Raw genomic sequence first — 18,451 nt, forward strand, 5'->3', positions numbered from 1 at the left:
TGATGAGTGACGAGAGAAAAGAGCAGGAGGACGGCCTGAAGCCCGGGGAAAGGGCGGACAGGCGCGTGCGCGCCGACGCCAAGCGCAATCTCGACGGGCTGCTTCAGGCGGCATTGACGGTGTTTGCGACCTCCGGCGTCGATGCCCCGGTGCGTGAGATCGCGGAGAAGGCCGGCGTCGGCATCGGCACCGTTTACCGGCATTTTCCCGAGCGTTCCGACCTCGTCGTCGCCGTCTTCCGCCGCGAAATCGATGCCTGCGCTGACGCCGCGCCGATCCTTGCCGCCGAACACGCGCCGGGCGAGGCGCTGGCCAGATGGATGCAACGTTTCGTGGATTTTATCGCGGCCAAGCGTGGGCTTGCGGCGGCCCTGCACTCCGGCAACCCGGCCTTCGATGCCTTGCCCGCCTACTTCCAGCAGCGGCTGCAGCCGGCCCTTCGCTCGCTTCTCGACGCCGCCGCTGCCGCCGGCGAGGTCCGCACCGATATCGCGGCCGAAGATCTTTTGAATGCGGCCGCAAGCCTCAGCATGCACGCCTACGCCCAAGGGTCCGAACATGCCCGGCGTATGGTTTCCCTGCTGGTCGACGGGCTGCGCTACGGCGCTGTACAGCGGTGAAGATGTGCCGATGAAACAGGCCGTCGCCCGGCCGGCACGCGCGCTCGGCCGGGCAACGGCCTGGCGTCATCAGGTCCGCATCGACAGCTCGATATCCTCTTCGAATGGTGTCGAGAGGTAGCCGGCCGCGGGCGAGCGTACGCGGGCGAGATATTCCGGGCAGAGGTCGGCATTGTCGGCAATGATGAGGGCGCCGGGCCTCAGGCGGTCTTCCACCAGTTCCAGGATATCGCGATAGAGCGCCTTGGCGCCATCGAGGAACAGCAGGTCGATCGTTTCCGGGAGATCCGTGCTCAGGGTCTCAAGGGCATCGCCTTCGCGGATCTCGACGAGATCGATGAGGCCGCCGGCCGTCAGGTTGGCGCGGGCGCGGGCCAGCTTCGACGGCTCGAACTCGCTGGTGATCAGCCGGCCGCCGCCATTGTCGCGCAGCGCGGCCGCGAGATGGAGGGTCGAGATGCCGAAGGATGTGCCGAATTCGACGATCGTTCGTGCGCGGCTGCTTCGCGCCAGCATGTAGAGCAGGGCGCCGGCCTCCCTGGAGACGGGAAGCCAAAGATCCCTGAGGCGCCCGTAAAGGTCGAGATATTCGGTCTTGCTGCCGATCAGGCGCATTCGCTCATCACCTGATAGGCCTGACATTGCCGGGCTCGTCGCCGTGGCGGCTTCTTCGAATAGACCGTTGAGCAGGGGTGCCAGCGGGGCGGTGGTCAGCGTCGTCATGTCAAATCTCCTTGATGACAGGTTCTTGTGTGGGACGAAAAATACGAGTAATTCGTCGCATCTGCTATTCGCATTGCGGAGCGCTGCCATGACCGATCGTCCAAGAGCCCGGATTTCCTCACGAAAACAGCCCAAGCAGGCCCGATCGAGCGAGCTCGTGGCGGCGATCTTGGATGCCGCTGCTCAGGTTTTGGCGCGGGAAGGCGCCCAGCGCTTCACGACGGCACGGGTGGCCGAAAGGGCGGGCGTCAGCATCGGATCGCTCTACCAATATTTCCCCAACAAGGCAGCGATCCTCTTCCGGCTGCAGAGTGACGAATGGCGGCAGACGACGGACATGCTCGGCGGGATCCTCGCCGATGCGCAGAGGCCGCCGCTCGAACGGCTGCGCCGTCTCGTCCATGCCTTTCTCCGCTCGGAGTGCGAGGAGGCGGCGATGCGCGTGGCGCTCCATGACGCCGCGCCCCTTTATCGCGATGCACCGGAGGCGCAGGCGGCGAGGGCATCAGGAGACCACATCGTCGAACTGTTCATGCAGGAAGTGCTGCCTTGCGCGCCGGAGGTGACCAGGGCGCTCGCCGGCGAATTGATCACCACGACGCTCGGCACGGTGGGCAAGCAGTTCTCGGAGGCTCCGCGGAACCTTGCCGAGATCGACGCTTATGCCGACGCCATGGCCGATATGTTCTGTGCCTACCTAGAACAGCTTGGGGCTGGCCGGGACGGGGCATGATGTTCCGGCTGCGCTCCGTTAGGCCCGGTGCTCCCTGCACGCTAGTACTCCGGGGCGCTGGCGCGAGGTGGTGGTGTGAGGGGAGGCAAGCGAAAGCGCTGCATCCCAGCGCCTGTCATCGCAGAATGCTGTGGTGGTTCGGTGGATGGAGTAGGTTCTACTGGTGGTCCAGTTGCTTCGACAGCTCGGCAAAAAGCCTGTCGCAGTCGGTGTTCATCTGGACGAGATCGACGGCGACGGTGATGGCGTGGCGTCCTTCGATGCTGTCGATGTCGAGCTTCCTCTCGCAGCACCATTGCCGAACGGCATCGGTGACGATGGTTATGTCATCATCATTGAGCGAGATGAGCGACAGGAGCACCTTTGTACCCTCCATGAAACGGCAAGAGCACCTATAGTCTCGCAAGCGGTCGCGTCGATGATCCGATGAGCGATGGCGTTTACTCTACGCTCATTCCGCAGCAATACCACGGCCATTTTGACACGGCTTGGTGACAGCCGAACGATCCCGACAGGCGCTCGTCAGAGCGGTATCTGCCAGGATTGCTTGATCTTCTCCATCGGGATTTCCGTCTTGATGTTGCGGACGCCTTCGATGCGGCCGAGGTGTTCCATCTGGAAGCGCCTAGAATACCGACCGGGCTCGTTTATTTCGCCAGCACGATATGCGTGGCGTGTTCGGTTGCGACATGCTCGCCGACGCGGAAGCCGAGGGCCGGCAGGTCGATGCCCGTGAACATCGCTTCGCCCTTGCCGAGGACGACCGGCGAGATGGCGAAATGCAATTCGTCGATCAGGCCAGCCTGCAGATATTGGCGGACGGTGCTGACGCCGCCACCGATTTTCACGTCCTTGTCGCCGGCCGCAGCCACCGCCTTGTCAAGCGCTTCCTCGATGCCGCCGGTGACGAAGTGAAACGTCGTGCCGCCCTCCATGACGATCGGTTCGCGGGGATAATGCGTCAGGATATAGGTCGGCGCGTGATAGGGCGGGTTTGGCCCCCACCAGCCTTTCCATACGTCATCCGGCCACTCGCCGCGGATGGGGCCGAACATGTTGCGCCCGAGAATGAAGGCGCCGAAATTGGCCATGCCGCGAGCCGCATAATCCTCATCAACGCCTTCAGAACCGCCATCCTTTCCGATCATCGCGCGGAAGGTGCGGGTGCGGAAAAACCATTCGAACATCTCCGTTCCCCGCTTGCCCAGCGGATCGGTCATGCTTTGCTCCGGCCCGGCGCCGAAACCATCTACGGAAAGGGAAACTGCTGCGACACGCACCTTGGGCATGCTCTCCTCCATCTGATTGCGTATTGAAACTAGTTGCGTTGTCGCATAAGTGATCCTATATTGCAACCAGTTTTAAGGAGAGAATATCGTGGATATTGAACTGCGGTCGGGCTGCCCGATCAACCTGACGATGGAAGTGCTGGGCGATCGGTGGAGCCTCATCATCATCAGGGACATCATGTTCGGCAACCGCCGCCATTTCCGCGATCTTCTGACCCATTCGGAGGAGGGGATTGCCTCCAACATCCTGGCCGCCAGGCTGAAGCGCCTGCTCTCGCTCGGATTCATCAGCAAGCGGGACGACCCGAGCCACAGCCAGAAAGCGATCTACAGCCTGGCGGAGCCGGCGATCCAGCTCGTGCCCGTCTTTGCCATGATCGGCGCCTGGGGGCGGCGCCATTTGCCTGTGAGCGAGGAGCTGAGCATCCGCGCGCAGCTTCTCGAAGAAGGCGGGCAGCCGCTTTGGGACGAATTCATGGAGGATCTCCGGCAGATCCACATCGCCGATCCGATCGGCGGCGCCAACGGCACATGCACCTCGCCTGTACTGGCGAAGCTGATGGCGGCGTTCCTAGAGGTTCGCGCGAGATCGTTGTCGCAGGCATCCTGATTACGAGGGAGGTCGGTCGGCTCGATCAGCCTCCGGCACCCTGGTATTTGCCGGTGGCATACCGCCAGTGAGCGATTGATATCAACACCCAGATCGGGCCGGCCACGAGAGCCACAGGCCCGGCCCAGTCCCCGAGGATCGGGATGGGTTTGCCGAGCAAGGCGCCGACGGGGACCGAACTGGTGAGGGCCAACGGGACCGCGGTGATGAGGATGGTCTGGATGCCGCCCGGAAAAATATTGAGCGGGTAGCGCGTCAATTCCCAAAAGCCGAAGAAGATCGAGAACAGATGGTTGGACCGCACCCAGATCAATGCCGTGGCGCCGATCATGGTGATGAGCGCACCCGTCAGTAGCGTCGCGCTGATAAGCGCAGCAATGAAGAATGACGCGGACCAGATCGACCAGGTGAAGTCGATGGACAGAACGGCCCAAGCCATCAGCGCCACTGCGAGGATGACGTGGCCGGCATAGCCGATATTAAGGCCGGAAAAGACCAGATAGGTCCAAGGGCTGAAAGGTTTGACCAACAGCGTGTCGTAAGTTCCGAGCCGCACCAGTTCTTCGAGCTCGCGCAACTGCACGAAGCTCATCGCGGCGCCGAGCGAATAAGCCAGCAGTTGGAAGCTGAACAGCAGCGCAAGCTCCGGCCAGGTCCAGCCGCCGAGCGTGTCGAAGCGGGCAAGCAGGATTCCGATGGTGGCGAAGACGCTGCCATAGGAAAGGATCTGCGCAAGACGGTCGAGCCAGAAAGCGCCGCGATATTCCATCTTGGAGCGGACATGCATCCGGACCAGCAGCGGAAGGACGCGCAGGTGATGCATGAGCATGATCAACCTCCCTGCACGGTGATGCGGCCGGAGGCGCAGCGCCATAGCCAAAGGACGCCGGCAAGGAACAACGCGGCCCAGCCGAGACCAAGGCCGAGATGGAGCCAGACATCGGCAGTGGAAAGCCTGCCGAGATAGACGGCATTGGGATAATAGACCACCCAGGCGAAGGGCAGGTGGCGGGCAACCGTGGCGAGAGGTTCGGGGAAGAACCAGAAGGGCACCAGCAGGCCCGAGAACAATTGCAGCAGAGCGCCCAGGATCCAGTCAAGCGAGAAGCTCGTCATCAGCCAGAAGGCGATGAGGCCGAAGAGCGCCGACATCAGGAACAGCAGCGTAAAGGACAGCGCCCAGAAGGCGACGAACATCAAGCCATCGAACAGGCTCGCCGGCGGCAGCATGCCGTAAAACAATGCGGTGAAGGTCACCGTCGGAATGACCTGGGTCATCAGGCGATAACCGAAGCTGCCGCATTCGTTGGCGAAGAGATAGAGCGGATAGGACAAGGGCTTGAGCAGCCAAACGGCGATATCGCCTGTCTTGAGCGACCGGCCTATCTCGCCGATGATCCTTTCAGGGCGGGTCGCTCCCATCACCGCGCCGCCGAGCAGCGCATAGGTCACCATCTGCTGCAGGGAGACGCCGTCGACGACGATGCCACCGATGCCGGCATAGGCCGCCTGCCAGATGGCGACACGCGCGAAAACCTGCACGAGTTTGCCGAAGATATTGGCCCATACTTCGTTGCGGTAGGCGAGCTGCGAATGGAAGGAACTGCGCGCGAAGGCGAAATAGGCGCTCATGATGCCCGGGCCTTGGCATTGCTACGCTGGTCGGCGTTGCGGCGCTGGTAGAAGGTGCGGATGACCTCTTCGATGTCGGGCTCGTGCAGTGCCACGTCCTTGAGGTCGCGCCCGCTGCCGACCTCCGACAGGATCGCGACCAGCGAGATGTCTTCACGCTCGATGAGATAATTCTTACGCAAGCCCTCGTCGCTGACGAGAGCCGCGGTGCGCAATGGCAGCGGTCCGGGGTCACTGGCAAATTCGAGTGTCAGCCGCCGGGCCGAGCCCAATGCCGCGCGCAGGCTCTTCAACTCGCCGTCGAAGATGAGCCTGCTATGATCGACCATGATAAGTCGCGGGCAGATGGTCTCGATGTCCTGCAGGTCATGGGTGGTGAGAATGATGGTGACGCCGCGCTCGCGGTTGATCTCGGCGAGAAAGCGCCGAACCGCATCCTTGGCGACCACATCAAGACCTATGGTCGGTTCGTCCAGAAAGAGGATCTTGGGGTCGTGCAGCAGTGACATCACGATCTCGGCGCGCATGCGCTGACCGAGGCTGAGTTGGCGCACTGCGCGGTCGAGAAAGGGCGTCAAGTCGAGCAGTTCGCTGAAGCGCCGGAGATTATCCGCATAACGGGCGACGGGGATGTCGTAGATGCGCTGGTGAAGGGTGAAACTGTCAACCAGCGGCAGGTCCCACCACAACTGGCTGCGCTGGCCGAAAACGACGCCGATCTCGCGCGCATTGTCCATCCGCTTCAGATGCGGCGTCCGGCCGAGCACCGAGAGCGTGCCGGCACTCGGCACCAGAATGCCGGTCATCATCTTGATCATCGTGGATTTGCCGGCGCCATTGGGGCCGAGATAGCCCACGGCTTCGCCCGCCGCGATATCGAAACCGATGTCGGAAACGGCCAGAACTTCCGTATATTCGTTGGTCACCAGCGTCTTCAAAGCGCCCAGCAGGCCCGGAAATCGCTTGTGCTGCCGGAAGCGTTTGCCGACGCCCCGCGCCTCGATCAAAGCCGACATGTGTATTTCCTCGAGGGTAATTCCAGCCGATTCGGCAGCAGCATCCAGGCTAACGCGGGGCTCGGCCAGTTCAAGCAAAAGTCGCTTCTTTGGCGTTACTCAATCGAACCTAACCTTTTGCGTTGACAGCCATGATCAATCGATTCCTGTTAGAGTCATGAGGATTCTCGCAATATCCGGCAGCGCCCGGCGCAATTCCACCAACACGGCTATGCTGCGGGCGATCCGTGCCATAGCGCCCAGCGATATCGAAGTTTCGATCTTCGACGGCGTCGGACGGTTGCCGGTATTTTCGCCTGACCTCGAGGGAGAATGGCTACCGGAGGTCGTGCGGGATTTCATCGATGTGATCGCTCAGAGCGACGGGGTGATCATTGCCAGCCCGGAATATGTGCGATCCATTCCCGGCGGCCTCAAGAATGCGATCGACTGGCTCGTATCGGGAGATGAGATCGTCCATAAGCCGATCGCCCTGCTGCATGCATCGCATCGAGGCGATGACATGCTGGCGGGCCTTCGCACTGTTCTTGCGACCATCACCGACCGGTTCGCGGGCGATATTTTCCTCAGGCTTCCTCTCATGAAACTGGAGCCGGCCGAGGTATTCAAGGCCGTCGAGGCAGCGGAGAACCATTCCAGGGTGCAGGCTTATCTTCAGGCATTCTCGGCCTATTGCATGGCAGACAGCAAGACCGCCTGAGGTCCGCTCGCTGCATCATCGCACCTCCATCAGCAGGCCGTTCTCGAATGCCGTCTTTTCGTGAAGCGTGTGCAGAATGACGAGCGGGGCTGCGAGCAGTACGGCGAGGATGAAGGCGGAGAGGAAGTGTCTCGTCAGGAGACGGAGGATAGGTCGGATCATCTTGATCTCCAGCTGCTGCGGATATTCTTTGTGCTGGACCTCAACAATTGCGGCAGCATGACCGGCTGCCTTGCAAGCTCCGCAATGCTGCTGCAACCCTTGTGGCGGACAGAGGGGAGAGCGAGACAATGGACGGGCGATGCGAATACTGCTGATAGAGGATGAGAGGGAGCTGGCCGAGGCGCTGTCGGCCGCACTCGGCAAACATGGGATCGTCACCGACCACACAATGCACTTGGCCGATGCCGTCGAACTGACGCGGCAGAACCTCTACGATGCGATCCTGCTCGACCGGCGCCTGCCGGACGGAGAGGGGCTGAGCTTCATTCCGGAGCTCAGGCGGACGGGCAAGGATACGCCGATCATCGTGCTGACGGCGCTGAATGAGCCGAGGCAGCGGGTGGAAGGGCTCGATCTCGGGGCCGACGACTATCTCGGTAAGCCGTTCCTGGTTGAGGAACTGATGGCGCGGCTCAGGGCCGTGCTGCGGCGATCGCCTGAAGTGGCCGAACTCAAGATCACGGCCGGGCGGATGGTGATCGACCCGCTGCATCTCAGCGTCACCGTCGATGGCGTGCCGCTCGATCTGCCGCGGCGCGAACTTCTGGTGCTTGCGGCACTTGCAAGGCGGAAGGAGAAGACCGTGCTGCGTTCGACCCTGGAGGCGGCGGTTTATAACTATGAGGAGGAAATCCAGTCGAATGCGCTCGACGCGCATATTTCGCGGTTGCGCAAGCGGCTGATCGATGCCGGCGCCGGCGTCGCGATCCATAATATCCGCGGCGTCGGCTATCTCATGAAGGAAGAATGATGGCCAAGACGCAATACGCCAATCCATCGCTTTGGTGGCGGCTCAGCTGGCAGCTCAGCATTGTCTTCGTTGCCGTGGTGGCGGCGGTGATCTTCGGCCTTTGCGTTTATGGCGCCACGATCCTCTCTCCTAATGTCGCGCTGGAGGATCATATCACCGCGGTACTGGCCCGGTCCGTCACGCTCGATGCACAGGGCCAGCTTGAAATACGCGATACGCCAGAGCTGGCGTCGCTCAAGGAGCAGTATGACGGGCTTTGGTATGTCGCCGCCACGACGAACGGTTCTTCGGTGTCTTATGGCGCCATCCCTGCAGCCTATAGTGAACTTGCGCATCTCACCCATTTGTTCCAGGGTGCAGACATCAGGGGATCGGTCGGCACCAACGAGATCGCGTCCGTTGAAAACGTGGAGACTGCCATAGGCGAGCTCCGAGTTCTGTTTGGCGGCGTCGCTGACAAGGGTTGGCCCGTTCTTGTCCTGATGGGCGCCGTCTATCCGATCTATGTCTCGCTGCTCACCGTTGCCTTGCCGGCGGTTTTCCTTGCCGTCCCGCGAATTGTCAGGCGCGCACTGGCCCGTGTCAGCGACGTCGCCCGCAAGGCATCGGAGATCGAACCGCGCCGCTACGATGCACGTCTGCCTCTGGACGGCATCCCCAAGGAGGTCGCCCCGCTGGTGATTGCCTTCAACGGCGCTCTCGACCGGCTCGAAAACGAATTCCGCAAACGGCAACACTTCCTGATCGATGCCGCGCATGAACTCAGGACGCCGATCGCCATCATGCAGACGCGGATAGACGGAACACCCGAGGGCCAGGACCGAAGGCGGTTGCTCGATGACGTCGCACGCCTCGCCGAAACTGCCGAACAACTGCTCGATTTCGAGCGTAACAATCAGGCGATCGATCTGCACGAAACGATCGATCTCGTCGAAGTCGCCCGAACGGTCGTTGCCGATCTCGCACCGCTGGCGATTGCCGACGGCTATCAAATCTCGTTTCTAAACGAGGCGGAGAGCCTTGAACGCCGTGGCAGCCCTTCCGCGCTGCCGCGGGCAGTGAGCAACTTGGTGCGCAACGCCATCGACCACGGCGGCAACAGGGGGATGATCACGGTTTCGGTATCGCGCGCACCTTCCGGCGGTGGCCGGATCAGTGTCGCCGACGAAGGGCCGGGTATTCCGGCCGAACATCGGGAGCTGGTTTTCGAGCCCTTTTATCGCGTCACCCCGAAGAGCAGGGGCGCCGGTCTCGGCCTCAGCCTTGTCAAGCAGGTCGCCGCAAACCATGGCGGCGAGGTCAGTATCGAGAGCAGTGCTGCCGGGACGCGGGTGACAATCGAACTCGCATAGGTCCGGCCTGCTTGAGCAGCATCCGCCCCTCCGAAGCGAACTGTAATGTTGCGGCAATTGTCGAGCGCCACTTTCGCCCGACACTAGAGCGCCGCGCGTCCGACAAACACGCCAAGGACGTTCTAGCGCTTTAAACCTGCGCATAATCCTTTCCGAAAATCGATTACGATTTTCGGAAAGGATTATGCGCTATCGGCGACGGAGGCCAGACAGCGTGCGCAGCAATCCAATCCCATTTTCCTTCCCGCAGGCGTCGAGAGGCTTGTCGCTCGCTCTTTTGCTGGGGCTCGCCATTGCCGCGGCCGGTTGCAGCTCGGTGCCGCTGAAGGAGGCCGGCACGCTTTCTTCCTACGGCAATCTCGGTGCGCCGAAGGGCAAGCTGTCGAAATCGCGCGTCTATGTCGATGGGACGCGCCTTGGGCCGGCAAAGACGGTGAGCATCGTGCCGACGACCTTCGCCTTCAGTGCCGCGACCCGCGTCAAATCGGATGCAGACCGCGTGATGGTGGCGAACGCGCTGGACCGGGCGCTCTGCATTTCGCTCAGCGACAAATTTCAGCTGGTCTCTGCCGGCCAGCCGGCGGACCTGACAATCCGCTCGGTCGTCACCGACATCGTGCCGACCAACAAGGCGATGGCGGGTGTTTCGACCGTCGTGACCGTTGGCACCGGTTTCGTGCTGCCCGTCGGCGTGCCGCGGCTGCCGGCCGGCCTTGGCGGATTGGCGGTCGAGGCGGAAGCCGTCGACAGCGGTGGCGTGCAGCGGGCGGCGATCGTCTGGTCGCGCGGGGCAAACTCGCTGCAGAACACCCCCCGCGTTTCCGAAGTCGGCGACGCCTATAGCCTGGCTTCGAAATTCAGCAGCGAGTTTTCCCGCATGCTGATCAAAGGCAAGGAACCGAAAGGACTGGATATCTCGTTGCCCTCAGGGCAGCGGATGAAATCCTGGTTTGGCGGAAAACCGAAATACGCCGCCTGCGACGCCTTCGGCCGGCCGCCCGGACTGATGGGGGCGGTAGCCGCCAAATACGGCGCGCCGCCGCAATGGACCGAGAAGAAGCCGAAACCAGCGGCGACCTATTGAGAGACGATGCGCGGCGGCGCCGACTGCCGCCGCGACCAGCACTCAGCCCGCCCAGGCTGACGGGACGGACGGAGCAAAGGCAGGCAAGGCTTATGCTCCGTCCGCCTGAAAATGCGCCGCGCATTTCACGTCAGTCGGCGGCTCCGGGCTTCAGCCAGAAATACAGTTTGATCTGATCGGGCCTGTCGGAGGGATGCGGGCCGCGCATGAACAATTCGCCGCCATTGCGCTCGATCACGCCCCGCGAGGCGTCATTGTCCTCGTTGCAGAGGATGATGAGGCGGTCGAGGCCTTCCTTCGCCGCGACACCCAGCAGAAGGCTCAGGGCGGCCGTCGCGTGGCCATTGCGTTGTTTCCACGGCACGACGGAATATCCCACATGGCCCGAGACTTCCGGCGGCAACTCTTCAGTGCCAGCTTGAAAACGCAGGCTGATGCTGCCGCAGAATTCGCCGTCCCAGATCCAGAACAGACGGGTGGTCAGAGGTGGCCATCCGGATCCGGCGTGCCGTCTGCCATCAGGAATGAGATCGTCGAGGAACTTCGCCCGGTCCTGGCGCAGCCGCTGAAGCTCACCGCGAACATAGTTTTCGTCGCCCGCGCGGCGTGGATCGGGAGACCAGCCGGCGGCGAGCGCCGCTTCGAAGCCCGACAAGTTTTCCAGATCCGGCGGAAGCAGGACGACACTGCCGGCAGGCTTTGCTGGATCTCCAGATGTCATGTCGCACCCAGTTTCGTGTCGCTTACCGACCAATCTTGGCCGCGCAGACAAGCACGACCAACCGGCGATTGGAAGCCGTGCAACGGGCTTTCGGCCATCAAAAAAGCCCCGCATCTTCATGCGAGGCTTGCTCCGATGGACGGGCCGGATTACTGGCACTGACGGCGCGGGCCGTAATTCGGCTGGTAGGTATTGTCATAGGCGCGGTATGACCGGTAGCGGCTATAGCAATAGTCGGCGTGCGAGCTATAGGCACTCGTGCGCGGCTGCGAAGCGATAATGCCGCCGATGAGCGCGCCGGCCGCCAAACCGCCGATGATAGCGCCGGTGTTGTCGTGGTCGTGATACCGGTGGTTATAGCGCCGATCCCAGCCATAGCGGTCGTCGCGGTAGTAGTCCCGGTCGCGATAGTGGTGGCGGTTGCGATACCACCTGCGATTATTGCCGAACTGACCCGGGCAGTTGGTGAAGTTATTGCAGCCAACGGTCATGATGCGGGCATCGGTGCTTTGAGGCGCCGGCTGCGCCGATTGCACCGGGCTCGGCACGAACGCCGGACCCGCCGAGGCCGGCATTCCGGAGAAGGCCGTCGCTATCGACAGGGCAATAATGGCGAATCTGTTCATTTCACTCACCTTAGGTAAACGGATGTATCGAGGGGATAACGCGGGGGAAGGGAATAGGTTTCATTTTGGGATGGAATGAGGCGGTGTATGTGCGCTTTCGCTAACATAGGAGTGCTGCACACCGCTGCCGGACGGTAGGAACCGACCGGTCCTAAAGCGCTTCAAGAGCGCGATCCGAGCGATCGATTGACGCCGTTTCCATCCGCGCTGACAAGATGTGGCCGATCGAGCACTGTCGTGAAGCCTCAGAATAATACGCCGGATATTTTCGAGGGTTGGTCCGAATCTGGCTCGCGCTCTATCAGGCTCACCTTCCGCCGGCCAGCAATCGGAGTTGGCTTTCGTCATGCACACCCTGGCGGTAAAGCTCGATGATGAGGGCGCCTAAACGGTCGGCCTCCTTGCCTGATCTTTCGATCTTTAGCTCGCTACAGAGAGCTTCGTGGACACGCCTGCACACATCGAGGTCCTCGGAGGCGAGCGGTTCGTCACGCGTGCTGAACAGCTTGTCTGACATCGCAATCTGCCCTTTTTGGATGCCGTGAATCGCTTTCGTAAAAAAAAGATAATTTCGCGGTCTTTGCTCTGCAAGACGGGCGAAGGTCCGAAATTCAAAAACAATTCAGGGGCACGCACGGGAAGATGCGGGCGATGGCTTCAGAGCATGGATATGAGACCGATCCGTGTATCGGCCTGATGGATAGCGTGCACGTGCTACTTGATTGCGGGGTCCTTGGCGCCTTGCTGCGACAGGCGCAGCTCTTTCAGCCGCTTGGTTTTTTCCCGGCGGGCCCGCTGCTCCGCCTCGATGGTTTCCTTGGCGGCTCGCTCGGTGTTTTCGAAACGATCCTGCCGGTAAGCCTTTGATGAGGGTTCACGTTCTCTTTTCATGGCCGCTAAACGCAAATCGGCGAAAACGGTTTCATGGGAAAATGAGTCTCTGGCCGTCAATCGATCGACGTGGCCAGAATGCCGGCGTGTGAGGTGGCAAGCCATCGTGGCAACCGGGCGCCTGAACGGCGCCCGGCAACATCACGGATCAGCCTTTGATGAAGGCGAGGATGTCGGGGTTTATGATGTCGGCATGAGTGGTGCACATGCCATGCGGGAATTTCTCGTAGACCTTCAGCGTGGCGTTCTGCAGGAGCTTGGACGAGAGCAGGGCAGAGTCGGCGATCGGCACGATCTGGTCGTCATCGCCGTGCATGACGAAGGTCGGCACGGTGATGATCTTCAGATCTTCTGTGAAGTCGGTTTCCGAAAAGGCCTTGATGCCGTCGTAATGCGCCTTGGCGCCGCCGATCATGCCTTGGCGCCACCAATTGTTGATGACCGGCTCCAGGACCTTCGCGCCCGGCCGGTTGAAGCTGTAGAACGGACCGGCCGGCAGGTCGTGATAGAACTGTGCGCGATTGTCGGCGAGCTGCTTGCGCAGGCCATCGAAGACTTCGATCGGCAGGCCACCGGGATTGGCTTCCGTCTTCACCATGATCGGCGGCACGGCGCCGATGATGACCAGTTTGGCGACACGGCCCTGCGGCTGGCCATGGCGGGCGACATAATGGGTCGCTTCGCCGCCGCCGGTGGAGTGGCCGACATGGACGGTATTCCTGAGATCGAGATGCTCGACGACGGCTGCGGCATCGGCGGCGTAATGGTCCATATCATGACCGTCACCCACTTGGGTGGAGCGGCCGTGGCCGCGCCGATCATGGGCGACGACGCGGTAGCCCTTCTCAAGGAAGAACAGCATCTGGGCGTCCCAGTCGTCTGAGCATAGCGGCCAGCCGTGATGGAACATGATCGGCTGGGCAGTCTTCGGCCCCCAATCCTTGTAGAAGATCTCGACGCCGTCCTTGGTTGTGACTGTGCTCATCTTTTGGCTCCGTTGGTTTGGATTGGATTCATGCGGTCAGAAGTTTGCGCCGTTGCCGGCAGAATTGGCAAGGCCACGAGCGCCGTTGCGCCGGAGGCTTGGGGCAAGAGGTCGCGCCTGAGGGATAAGTCGGCTCTGAATATGCTGATGTGCTTATTGAATAGCTCTTTCTATTCTATTGATATGACAGACGTTTGCATGTCTCCGCGAGATGGGCGCGCAACGCCCGTCCATCTCGCATGACGGGACGGGAGATTTGGCCATCCTCGCCCGGCTGCTTCGTGCTGCGAACATTCTTTTGATCCCCGCTATATCGGCCTGTTGGTCACCTCAGGCAGGTTCGTCATGGCGTGGCAAAGGCAGCTGGTTTGACGGACGAATGTCTGCAATGAGCCAATTTTTTGCCGTTCGTTCAAGATATCTGTCCGGGTAGTTCAATATATCTGTCCGGGTAGGTGTGTTGGCGTAGTCTGCGTTGCGCGCATTGCAGACCGCCGCCGGGGCTCACTTGAACGCGGGTCTATGCCCAACCATCTAATCCTCACACAACAGCACAATGGCGAACGGTCGCAATCGCGACCGCTTTGCCGGCGGCGGGACGGCCGTTCTTGCCGTCTGAGGATCAAATCATGGGTTATATGGATAAGGACATAGTGCCTCAGAATGACGGGGCGCTGATCGATGCCTATTCGCAATCGATCGCAGCAGCAGTCGACATCGTCGGGCCGGCAGTCAGCCGGATCGAGAGGGTGGGCGGCCGGCAAGGGCACGGGTCGGGCTTCGCCGTCTCGCCTGACGGTCTGATCATCACCAACAATCACGTCGTCGACGACGCCAAGGTCGTTCGCATCACCACGCCCGATGGCTTCGTCACCGAGGGCCGGGTGCTCGGCCGCGATGTGGATACCGATATCGCTGTCATTCGCGCCAATACAAGCACCGGCGCCTGGGCGAAGCTCGGAGATTCCCAGCGCCTGCGCAGGGGCCATATCGCGATCGCGATCGGAAACCCGCTCGGCTTCGAATGGACGGTTACCGCCGGTATCGTCTCGGCGCTCGGCCGGTCGATGCGGGCGGCAAGCGGCCGGCTGATGGAAGATGTGATCCAGACCGATGCGGCGCTCAATCCCGGCAACTCGGGCGGGCCGCTGGTGTCGTCAGGCGGAGAGGTCATCGGCGTCAACACTGCCGTCATCCAGGGCGCGCAGAGCATCGCCTTTGCCGTGGCGTCGAATACGGCCAATTTCGTGGTTTCGGAAATTCTCCGCTATGGCCAGGTCAGGCGTGCCTTCATCGGCATAGCAGGCGATACGATCGTGCTGCCGCGCCGGGTGGCACTCGCCGCTGGCACGGTACAAACGACCTCCGTTCGCATCCGCCGTGTCGAGCCGGAGGGGCCGGCGGCGAAGGGCGGGCTGCAGGAGGGCGATTATATCCTCGCCATCGACGGCAGTCCGGTCGGCGGCGTCGACGATATCGTCCGATTGATGGATGGCAGCAGGATCGGCAGGGATACGGAGATCCTGGTGTTTTCGGTGGCGGGTCGGATCGAGAAGAAGATCTTGCTGCCGATGGCGCGGTCTTGACGCCGCACTTCGGCGCCATGACGAGACGTCACCTACGTCAGGCGCTGACCGCCTCCTGCTCCGTTCCCGAAAAATCCACCGCCGCAAACGCTGCCGCCAGCACCTCCGGCCCGGCGCCGGTTTTCGCGGCATCGGTGGAGAGGATCTGGCGGTAGCGCCTTGCGCCGGGCTGGCCGGTGAAGAGGCCGACCATGTGGCGGGCCACGTGCTGTAGCCGACCGCCGCTGGCGATGTGGCGTTCGGCATAGGCCATCATCCGGTCACGCAGCGTCTCCCAGTCCGGCTCGCTCGCCGGCGCACCAAAGAAGCGCTGGTCGATGTCGGCAAGGATCGCGGCATTCTGATAGGCGGCGCGGCCGAGCATGACGCCGTCGACATGGGCAAGGTGGGCTGCGGCTTCGTCGAGCGTGCGGATACCGCCATTGATGCCGATGAAGACATCGGGCCAGCGTTGTTTCATTCGATAGACGATCTCATAGTCGAGCGGCGGTATCTCGCGATTTTCCTTGGGGCTCAGGCCCTTCAGCCAGGCCTTGCGGGCATGGATCCAGATCGCGTCGGCGCCGGCATCGAGAACGCGGGTGATCAGCTCGGGCAGCGCCTGTTCCGGTTCCTGCTCGTCGACGCCGATCCGGCATTTCACCGTCACCGGCACGGTCGCAACCCTTTTCATCGCCGCGATGCATTCGGCCACCGTCTCCGGCGTCAGCATCAGGCAGGCGCCGAAGGTGCCCGACTGCACACGGTCGGAGGGGCAGCCGACATTGAGGTTGATCTCGTCATAGAAGTAGGGTTCGGCAATCTTCACCGCCTCGGCAAGCTTTGCCGGGTCCGATCCGCCGAGCTGCAGCGCCAGCGGATGCTCGGCGGCGTCATGACCGAGCAGCCGGTCGCGTGGGCCGTGGATGATCGCATCGGCCACCACCATCTCGGTATAGAGCAGCGCCTCGTGGCTGATCTGCCGGTGGAAATAGCGGCAATGCCGATCCGTCCAGTCGATCATCGGGGCCACGGCGAAAATCGGCCTCTTCTCAGTCATCGACGTTCCATTGTTCCTTGTTCCCGCGGTACCGTCTCACGGCGCCGTCGCAGCCGCATGGGGCGGGATCATCCATAAAACGCGCATATAACACTTGCCGATGCGATCGACAAACCAGTGGCGCGCACAAACAGAAACAGCGCCCCTTGCGGAGCGCCGTTCATGCCGCGTGAGCGGAAGTCTGACTTACGAAGCCGAGATGTTGACAGCCTTCGGGCCCTTGCCCATGCGGTCCGGCTCGGTGTCGAAGGTAACCTGCTGGCCCTCGCGCAGCGACTGAATGCCAGAAGCCTGCAGCGCAGAGATATGGACGAAAACGTCCTTTGCGCCGCCATCCGGCGTGATGAAACCAAAACCCTTGTCCTGGTTGAAGAATTTTACGGTGCCCTTGGTGGCCATTGGGATCGTCCTTTTCCCTTAGTCTGTGTAGTATCCGCGCCCCCGAGAGGAAGCGGACGGCTTTAGCTTTCGCCCCGATCGATTGGGACGAAGGGTCAGTCGGAGAAGTCACGTACGGGGAAAGAACGTCTACGTAGGCGGGTATTCCCGCGCCGCCTTCCAAACGGAAGGGATTACCACATCAGTCCAGTCACCGGCATGCAAATGCCCGAGTAAGTCAATTCGTGCCAGCATTTCGGGCAAAAAGCAAGCGGGATTATTGTGGCATGCCCGCATCGATGTCGGGAAATGCCGAAGATTCAGATACTTGACTAAGGGTTACCAGATCCTTGCACGGCTGTGCCATAGCGGGATTCCGTGCCGAAACGGGATGGCGGGCGGATTCGATAGCCGGGCAGGGATTTCGTGGGCGGTCGGGGCGGCGGTCACACCGATCAGTCTTCATGGTGAAGAGGATCGCAGAGTCTGCTCTCCAGTGTTCCTCGCGCCGTCTTTGCTCCGCCCTCATCCTGAGGTGCGTAGCCCGCAGGGGCGAAGCCTCGAAGGACGGGGGCGGCCACCGGCGCCATTGCCTTCATAGGGGGCTTTGTGGAATGCAGTGGGAGGAGCTTCCACGCCCGCCCTCGTGGTTCGAGACGGCCCCTTGGGCCTCCTCACCATGAGGGCTCTCTTTGGCGCCTGCGGCTTTTATTCTACCGCTAGTGCAATTGTCCGCTCCATCCTCGTCGTAGGCTAGACCCCAACGGCTTCCCACCTACTGTGCATCCCCCAGCAACCCGCTCAGGCTCCAGGGTTTATCACCCTTCTGGTTGGCGATGTCGTCGACCTTCCAGCCGCCGTGTTCGCGGACCAGGGTGTAGAAGAGCGTCACTTCTTCGCCGTTTTCGAACTCCACCTCCACCTCGGCCTTGTCATCCAGCAGGATCGGTTGGCCGATCCTGACGTCGCTGGCCGCGCCATCCTGACCCGCGATGACGGGATCGAAGTCGATTGCGCCGACATCGCCCTCCGGCGTGTTGTCGAGATCGGTCTGAAGGAGCTCGTTCAGGTGGTCGGAGAAAAACGTCGAATAGGGCGAGGGTGCCTCGGCGTCGCTGTTGTCGGTGTCGTAGCTGTAGAGCGCCTTGAGCAGCGCCTTCGGCGTCTTGTAAGTCTGCGCCGATGCAGGCAGGGCTGCGAGCGCCGAGACGGCGAGGGCGAGGATGAATGTGGGCAGGCGCATGCGAACTCTCCTCGGATGAGCGGTGAATCATAGCGGAATCGGGCGCGGAGGTGGAGCGGCATTTTTGGAGGGGGGGCTTGGCCCGAACTCCCTCTTCTCCCCAGTGGGGAGAAGGTGGCCCGAAGGGGCGGATGAGGGGGCCGCACGGCACACCCTGATTGTTGATCTATTGCTCTTCGCCTATGCTCAGGGCATTCGCGGCTTTGCCACTCACCCCCTCATCCGGCTGCCGCCACCTTCTCCCCGCTGG

General features: G+C 61.8%; 23 protein-coding genes. 8 read left to right on the top strand and 15 right to left on the bottom strand.

Features of this window, described 5'->3' with window-relative positions:
* The first annotated feature begins 2 nt into the window (after positions 1–2).
* Positions 3–620: a TetR/AcrR family transcriptional regulator gene (locus C3Y91_RS30075; protein WP_130664765.1), complete on the top strand. Its 618-nt coding sequence runs from the start codon at positions 3–5 to the stop codon at positions 618–620.
* Between the two features lie 69 nt (positions 621–689).
* Here the strand turns inward: C3Y91_RS30075 and C3Y91_RS30080 are convergent, their stop codons facing one another.
* Complete coding sequence (locus tag C3Y91_RS30080; protein ID WP_024322404.1) at positions 690–1,343, bottom strand: O-methyltransferase; 654 nt, start codon at positions 1,341–1,343, stop codon at positions 690–692.
* Between the two features lie 88 nt (positions 1,344–1,431).
* Here C3Y91_RS30080 and C3Y91_RS30085 point away from each other — a divergent pair, with 88 nt between their 5' ends.
* On the top strand, positions 1,432–2,076 hold the full coding sequence (locus C3Y91_RS30085; RefSeq protein WP_018074440.1) for a TetR/AcrR family transcriptional regulator: 645 nt from the start codon (positions 1,432–1,434) through the stop codon (positions 2,074–2,076).
* Positions 2,077–2,233: 157 nt separating this feature from the next.
* Here the strand turns inward: C3Y91_RS30085 and C3Y91_RS30090 are convergent, their stop codons facing one another.
* On the bottom strand, positions 2,234–2,437 hold the full coding sequence (locus C3Y91_RS30090; protein ID WP_020397675.1) for a hypothetical protein: 204 nt from the start codon (positions 2,435–2,437) through the stop codon (positions 2,234–2,236).
* Between the two features lie 286 nt (positions 2,438–2,723).
* On the bottom strand, positions 2,724–3,365 hold the full coding sequence (locus C3Y91_RS30100) for a dihydrofolate reductase family protein (RefSeq protein ID WP_168576141.1): 642 nt from the start codon (positions 3,363–3,365) through the stop codon (positions 2,724–2,726).
* Between the two features lie 88 nt (positions 3,366–3,453).
* Here C3Y91_RS30100 and C3Y91_RS30105 point away from each other — a divergent pair, with 88 nt between their 5' ends.
* Positions 3,454–3,975, top strand: coding sequence for a winged helix-turn-helix transcriptional regulator (locus C3Y91_RS30105; RefSeq protein WP_075226065.1), 522 nt, complete (start codon positions 3,454–3,456; stop codon positions 3,973–3,975).
* A gap of 25 nt (positions 3,976–4,000) precedes the next feature.
* Here C3Y91_RS30105 and C3Y91_RS30110 read toward each other — a convergent pair whose 3' ends face one another.
* Genes C3Y91_RS30110 through C3Y91_RS30120 form a run of 3 tightly spaced genes read right to left on the bottom strand, consistent with a single transcriptional unit; the run spans position 4,001 to position 6,623 of the window.
* Positions 4,001–4,804, bottom strand: a complete 804-nt coding sequence (locus C3Y91_RS30110; protein WP_024322402.1) for an ABC transporter permease — start codon at positions 4,802–4,804, stop codon at positions 4,001–4,003.
* 2 nt (positions 4,805–4,806) lie between these two features.
* Positions 4,807–5,607: an ABC transporter permease gene (locus C3Y91_RS30115; protein WP_018074446.1), complete on the bottom strand. Its 801-nt coding sequence runs from the start codon at positions 5,605–5,607 to the stop codon at positions 4,807–4,809.
* Positions 5,604–6,623, bottom strand: a complete 1,020-nt coding sequence (locus C3Y91_RS30120) for an ABC transporter ATP-binding protein (RefSeq protein WP_018074447.1) — start codon at positions 6,621–6,623, stop codon at positions 5,604–5,606. The genes C3Y91_RS30115 and C3Y91_RS30120 overlap by 4 nt, the downstream gene beginning before the upstream one ends.
* Before the next feature lie 157 nt (positions 6,624–6,780).
* On the opposite strand from C3Y91_RS30120, the gene C3Y91_RS30125 reads away from it, so the two are divergent.
* The gene (locus tag C3Y91_RS30125) at positions 6,781–7,323 is read left to right on the top strand and encodes an NADPH-dependent FMN reductase (protein WP_018074448.1); all 543 of its coding nucleotides are present in this window, start codon (positions 6,781–6,783) and stop codon (positions 7,321–7,323) included.
* A gap of 15 nt (positions 7,324–7,338) precedes the next feature.
* On the opposite strand, the gene C3Y91_RS30130 is transcribed toward C3Y91_RS30125, so the two are convergent.
* A complete protein-coding gene (locus tag C3Y91_RS30130) occupies positions 7,339–7,485 on the bottom strand; it encodes a hypothetical protein (RefSeq protein ID WP_018493128.1) in 147 nt (48 codons plus the stop codon).
* Positions 7,486–7,624: 139 nt separating this feature from the next.
* On the opposite strand from C3Y91_RS30130, the gene C3Y91_RS30135 reads away from it, so the two are divergent.
* The 3 genes from C3Y91_RS30135 to C3Y91_RS30145 all read left to right on the top strand — a co-directional run bounded on the left by C3Y91_RS30135 (position 7,625) and on the right by C3Y91_RS30145 (position 10,732).
* On the top strand, positions 7,625–8,296 hold the full coding sequence (locus C3Y91_RS30135) for a response regulator transcription factor (protein WP_075226063.1): 672 nt from the start codon (positions 7,625–7,627) through the stop codon (positions 8,294–8,296).
* Positions 8,293–9,648: a sensor histidine kinase gene (locus C3Y91_RS30140; RefSeq protein WP_085994746.1), complete on the top strand. Its 1,356-nt coding sequence runs from the start codon at positions 8,293–8,295 to the stop codon at positions 9,646–9,648. The genes C3Y91_RS30135 and C3Y91_RS30140 overlap by 4 nt, the downstream gene beginning before the upstream one ends.
* A 184-nt stretch (positions 9,649–9,832) precedes the next feature.
* A complete protein-coding gene (locus tag C3Y91_RS30145; RefSeq protein WP_024322400.1) occupies positions 9,833–10,732 on the top strand; it encodes a DUF3313 domain-containing protein in 900 nt (299 codons plus the stop codon).
* Positions 10,733–10,862: 130 nt separating this feature from the next.
* Here C3Y91_RS30145 and C3Y91_RS30150 read toward each other — a convergent pair whose 3' ends face one another.
* The 5 genes from C3Y91_RS30150 to C3Y91_RS30170 all read right to left on the bottom strand — a co-directional run bounded on the left by C3Y91_RS30150 (position 10,863) and on the right by C3Y91_RS30170 (position 13,955).
* Positions 10,863–11,453, bottom strand: a complete 591-nt coding sequence (locus C3Y91_RS30150) for a GNAT family N-acetyltransferase (protein WP_018074453.1) — start codon at positions 11,451–11,453, stop codon at positions 10,863–10,865.
* Positions 11,454–11,602: 149 nt separating this feature from the next.
* Positions 11,603–12,079, bottom strand: a complete 477-nt coding sequence (locus tag C3Y91_RS30155; protein ID WP_018074454.1) for a BA14K family protein — start codon at positions 12,077–12,079, stop codon at positions 11,603–11,605.
* A 307-nt stretch (positions 12,080–12,386) separates the two neighbouring features.
* Positions 12,387–12,596: a hypothetical protein gene (locus C3Y91_RS30160; protein WP_018074455.1), complete on the bottom strand. Its 210-nt coding sequence runs from the start codon at positions 12,594–12,596 to the stop codon at positions 12,387–12,389.
* Positions 12,597–12,793: 197 nt separating this feature from the next.
* Positions 12,794–13,075, bottom strand: a complete 282-nt coding sequence (locus C3Y91_RS30165; protein ID WP_075226062.1) for a hypothetical protein — start codon at positions 13,073–13,075, stop codon at positions 12,794–12,796.
* A 43-nt stretch (positions 13,076–13,118) separates the two neighbouring features.
* Positions 13,119–13,955: an alpha/beta fold hydrolase gene (locus C3Y91_RS30170; protein WP_027689170.1), complete on the bottom strand. Its 837-nt coding sequence runs from the start codon at positions 13,953–13,955 to the stop codon at positions 13,119–13,121.
* Positions 13,956–14,584: 629 nt separating this feature from the next.
* Here C3Y91_RS30170 and C3Y91_RS30175 point away from each other — a divergent pair.
* Positions 14,585–15,541, top strand: a complete 957-nt coding sequence (locus tag C3Y91_RS30175; RefSeq protein WP_024322398.1) for a S1C family serine protease — start codon at positions 14,585–14,587, stop codon at positions 15,539–15,541.
* A gap of 37 nt (positions 15,542–15,578) precedes the next feature.
* On the opposite strand, the gene dusA is transcribed toward C3Y91_RS30175, so the two are convergent.
* The 3 genes from dusA to C3Y91_RS30190 all read right to left on the bottom strand — a co-directional run bounded on the left by dusA (position 15,579) and on the right by C3Y91_RS30190 (position 18,201).
* The gene (gene dusA / locus C3Y91_RS30180; protein WP_168576142.1) at positions 15,579–16,580 is read right to left on the bottom strand and encodes a tRNA dihydrouridine(20/20a) synthase DusA; all 1,002 of its coding nucleotides are present in this window, start codon (positions 16,578–16,580) and stop codon (positions 15,579–15,581) included.
* Between the two features lie 186 nt (positions 16,581–16,766).
* Positions 16,767–16,979, bottom strand: a complete 213-nt coding sequence (locus tag C3Y91_RS30185; RefSeq protein ID WP_003540801.1) for a cold-shock protein — start codon at positions 16,977–16,979, stop codon at positions 16,767–16,769.
* Positions 16,980–17,733: 754 nt separating this feature from the next.
* Positions 17,734–18,201: a DUF3828 domain-containing protein gene (locus C3Y91_RS30190; RefSeq protein WP_130697735.1), complete on the bottom strand. Its 468-nt coding sequence runs from the start codon at positions 18,199–18,201 to the stop codon at positions 17,734–17,736.
* Positions 18,202–18,451 lie beyond the last annotated feature (250 nt).

The organism is Rhizobium ruizarguesonis (assembly GCF_012349115.1).
Classification (GTDB): Bacteria; Pseudomonadota; Alphaproteobacteria; order Rhizobiales; family Rhizobiaceae; genus Rhizobium; species Rhizobium ruizarguesonis.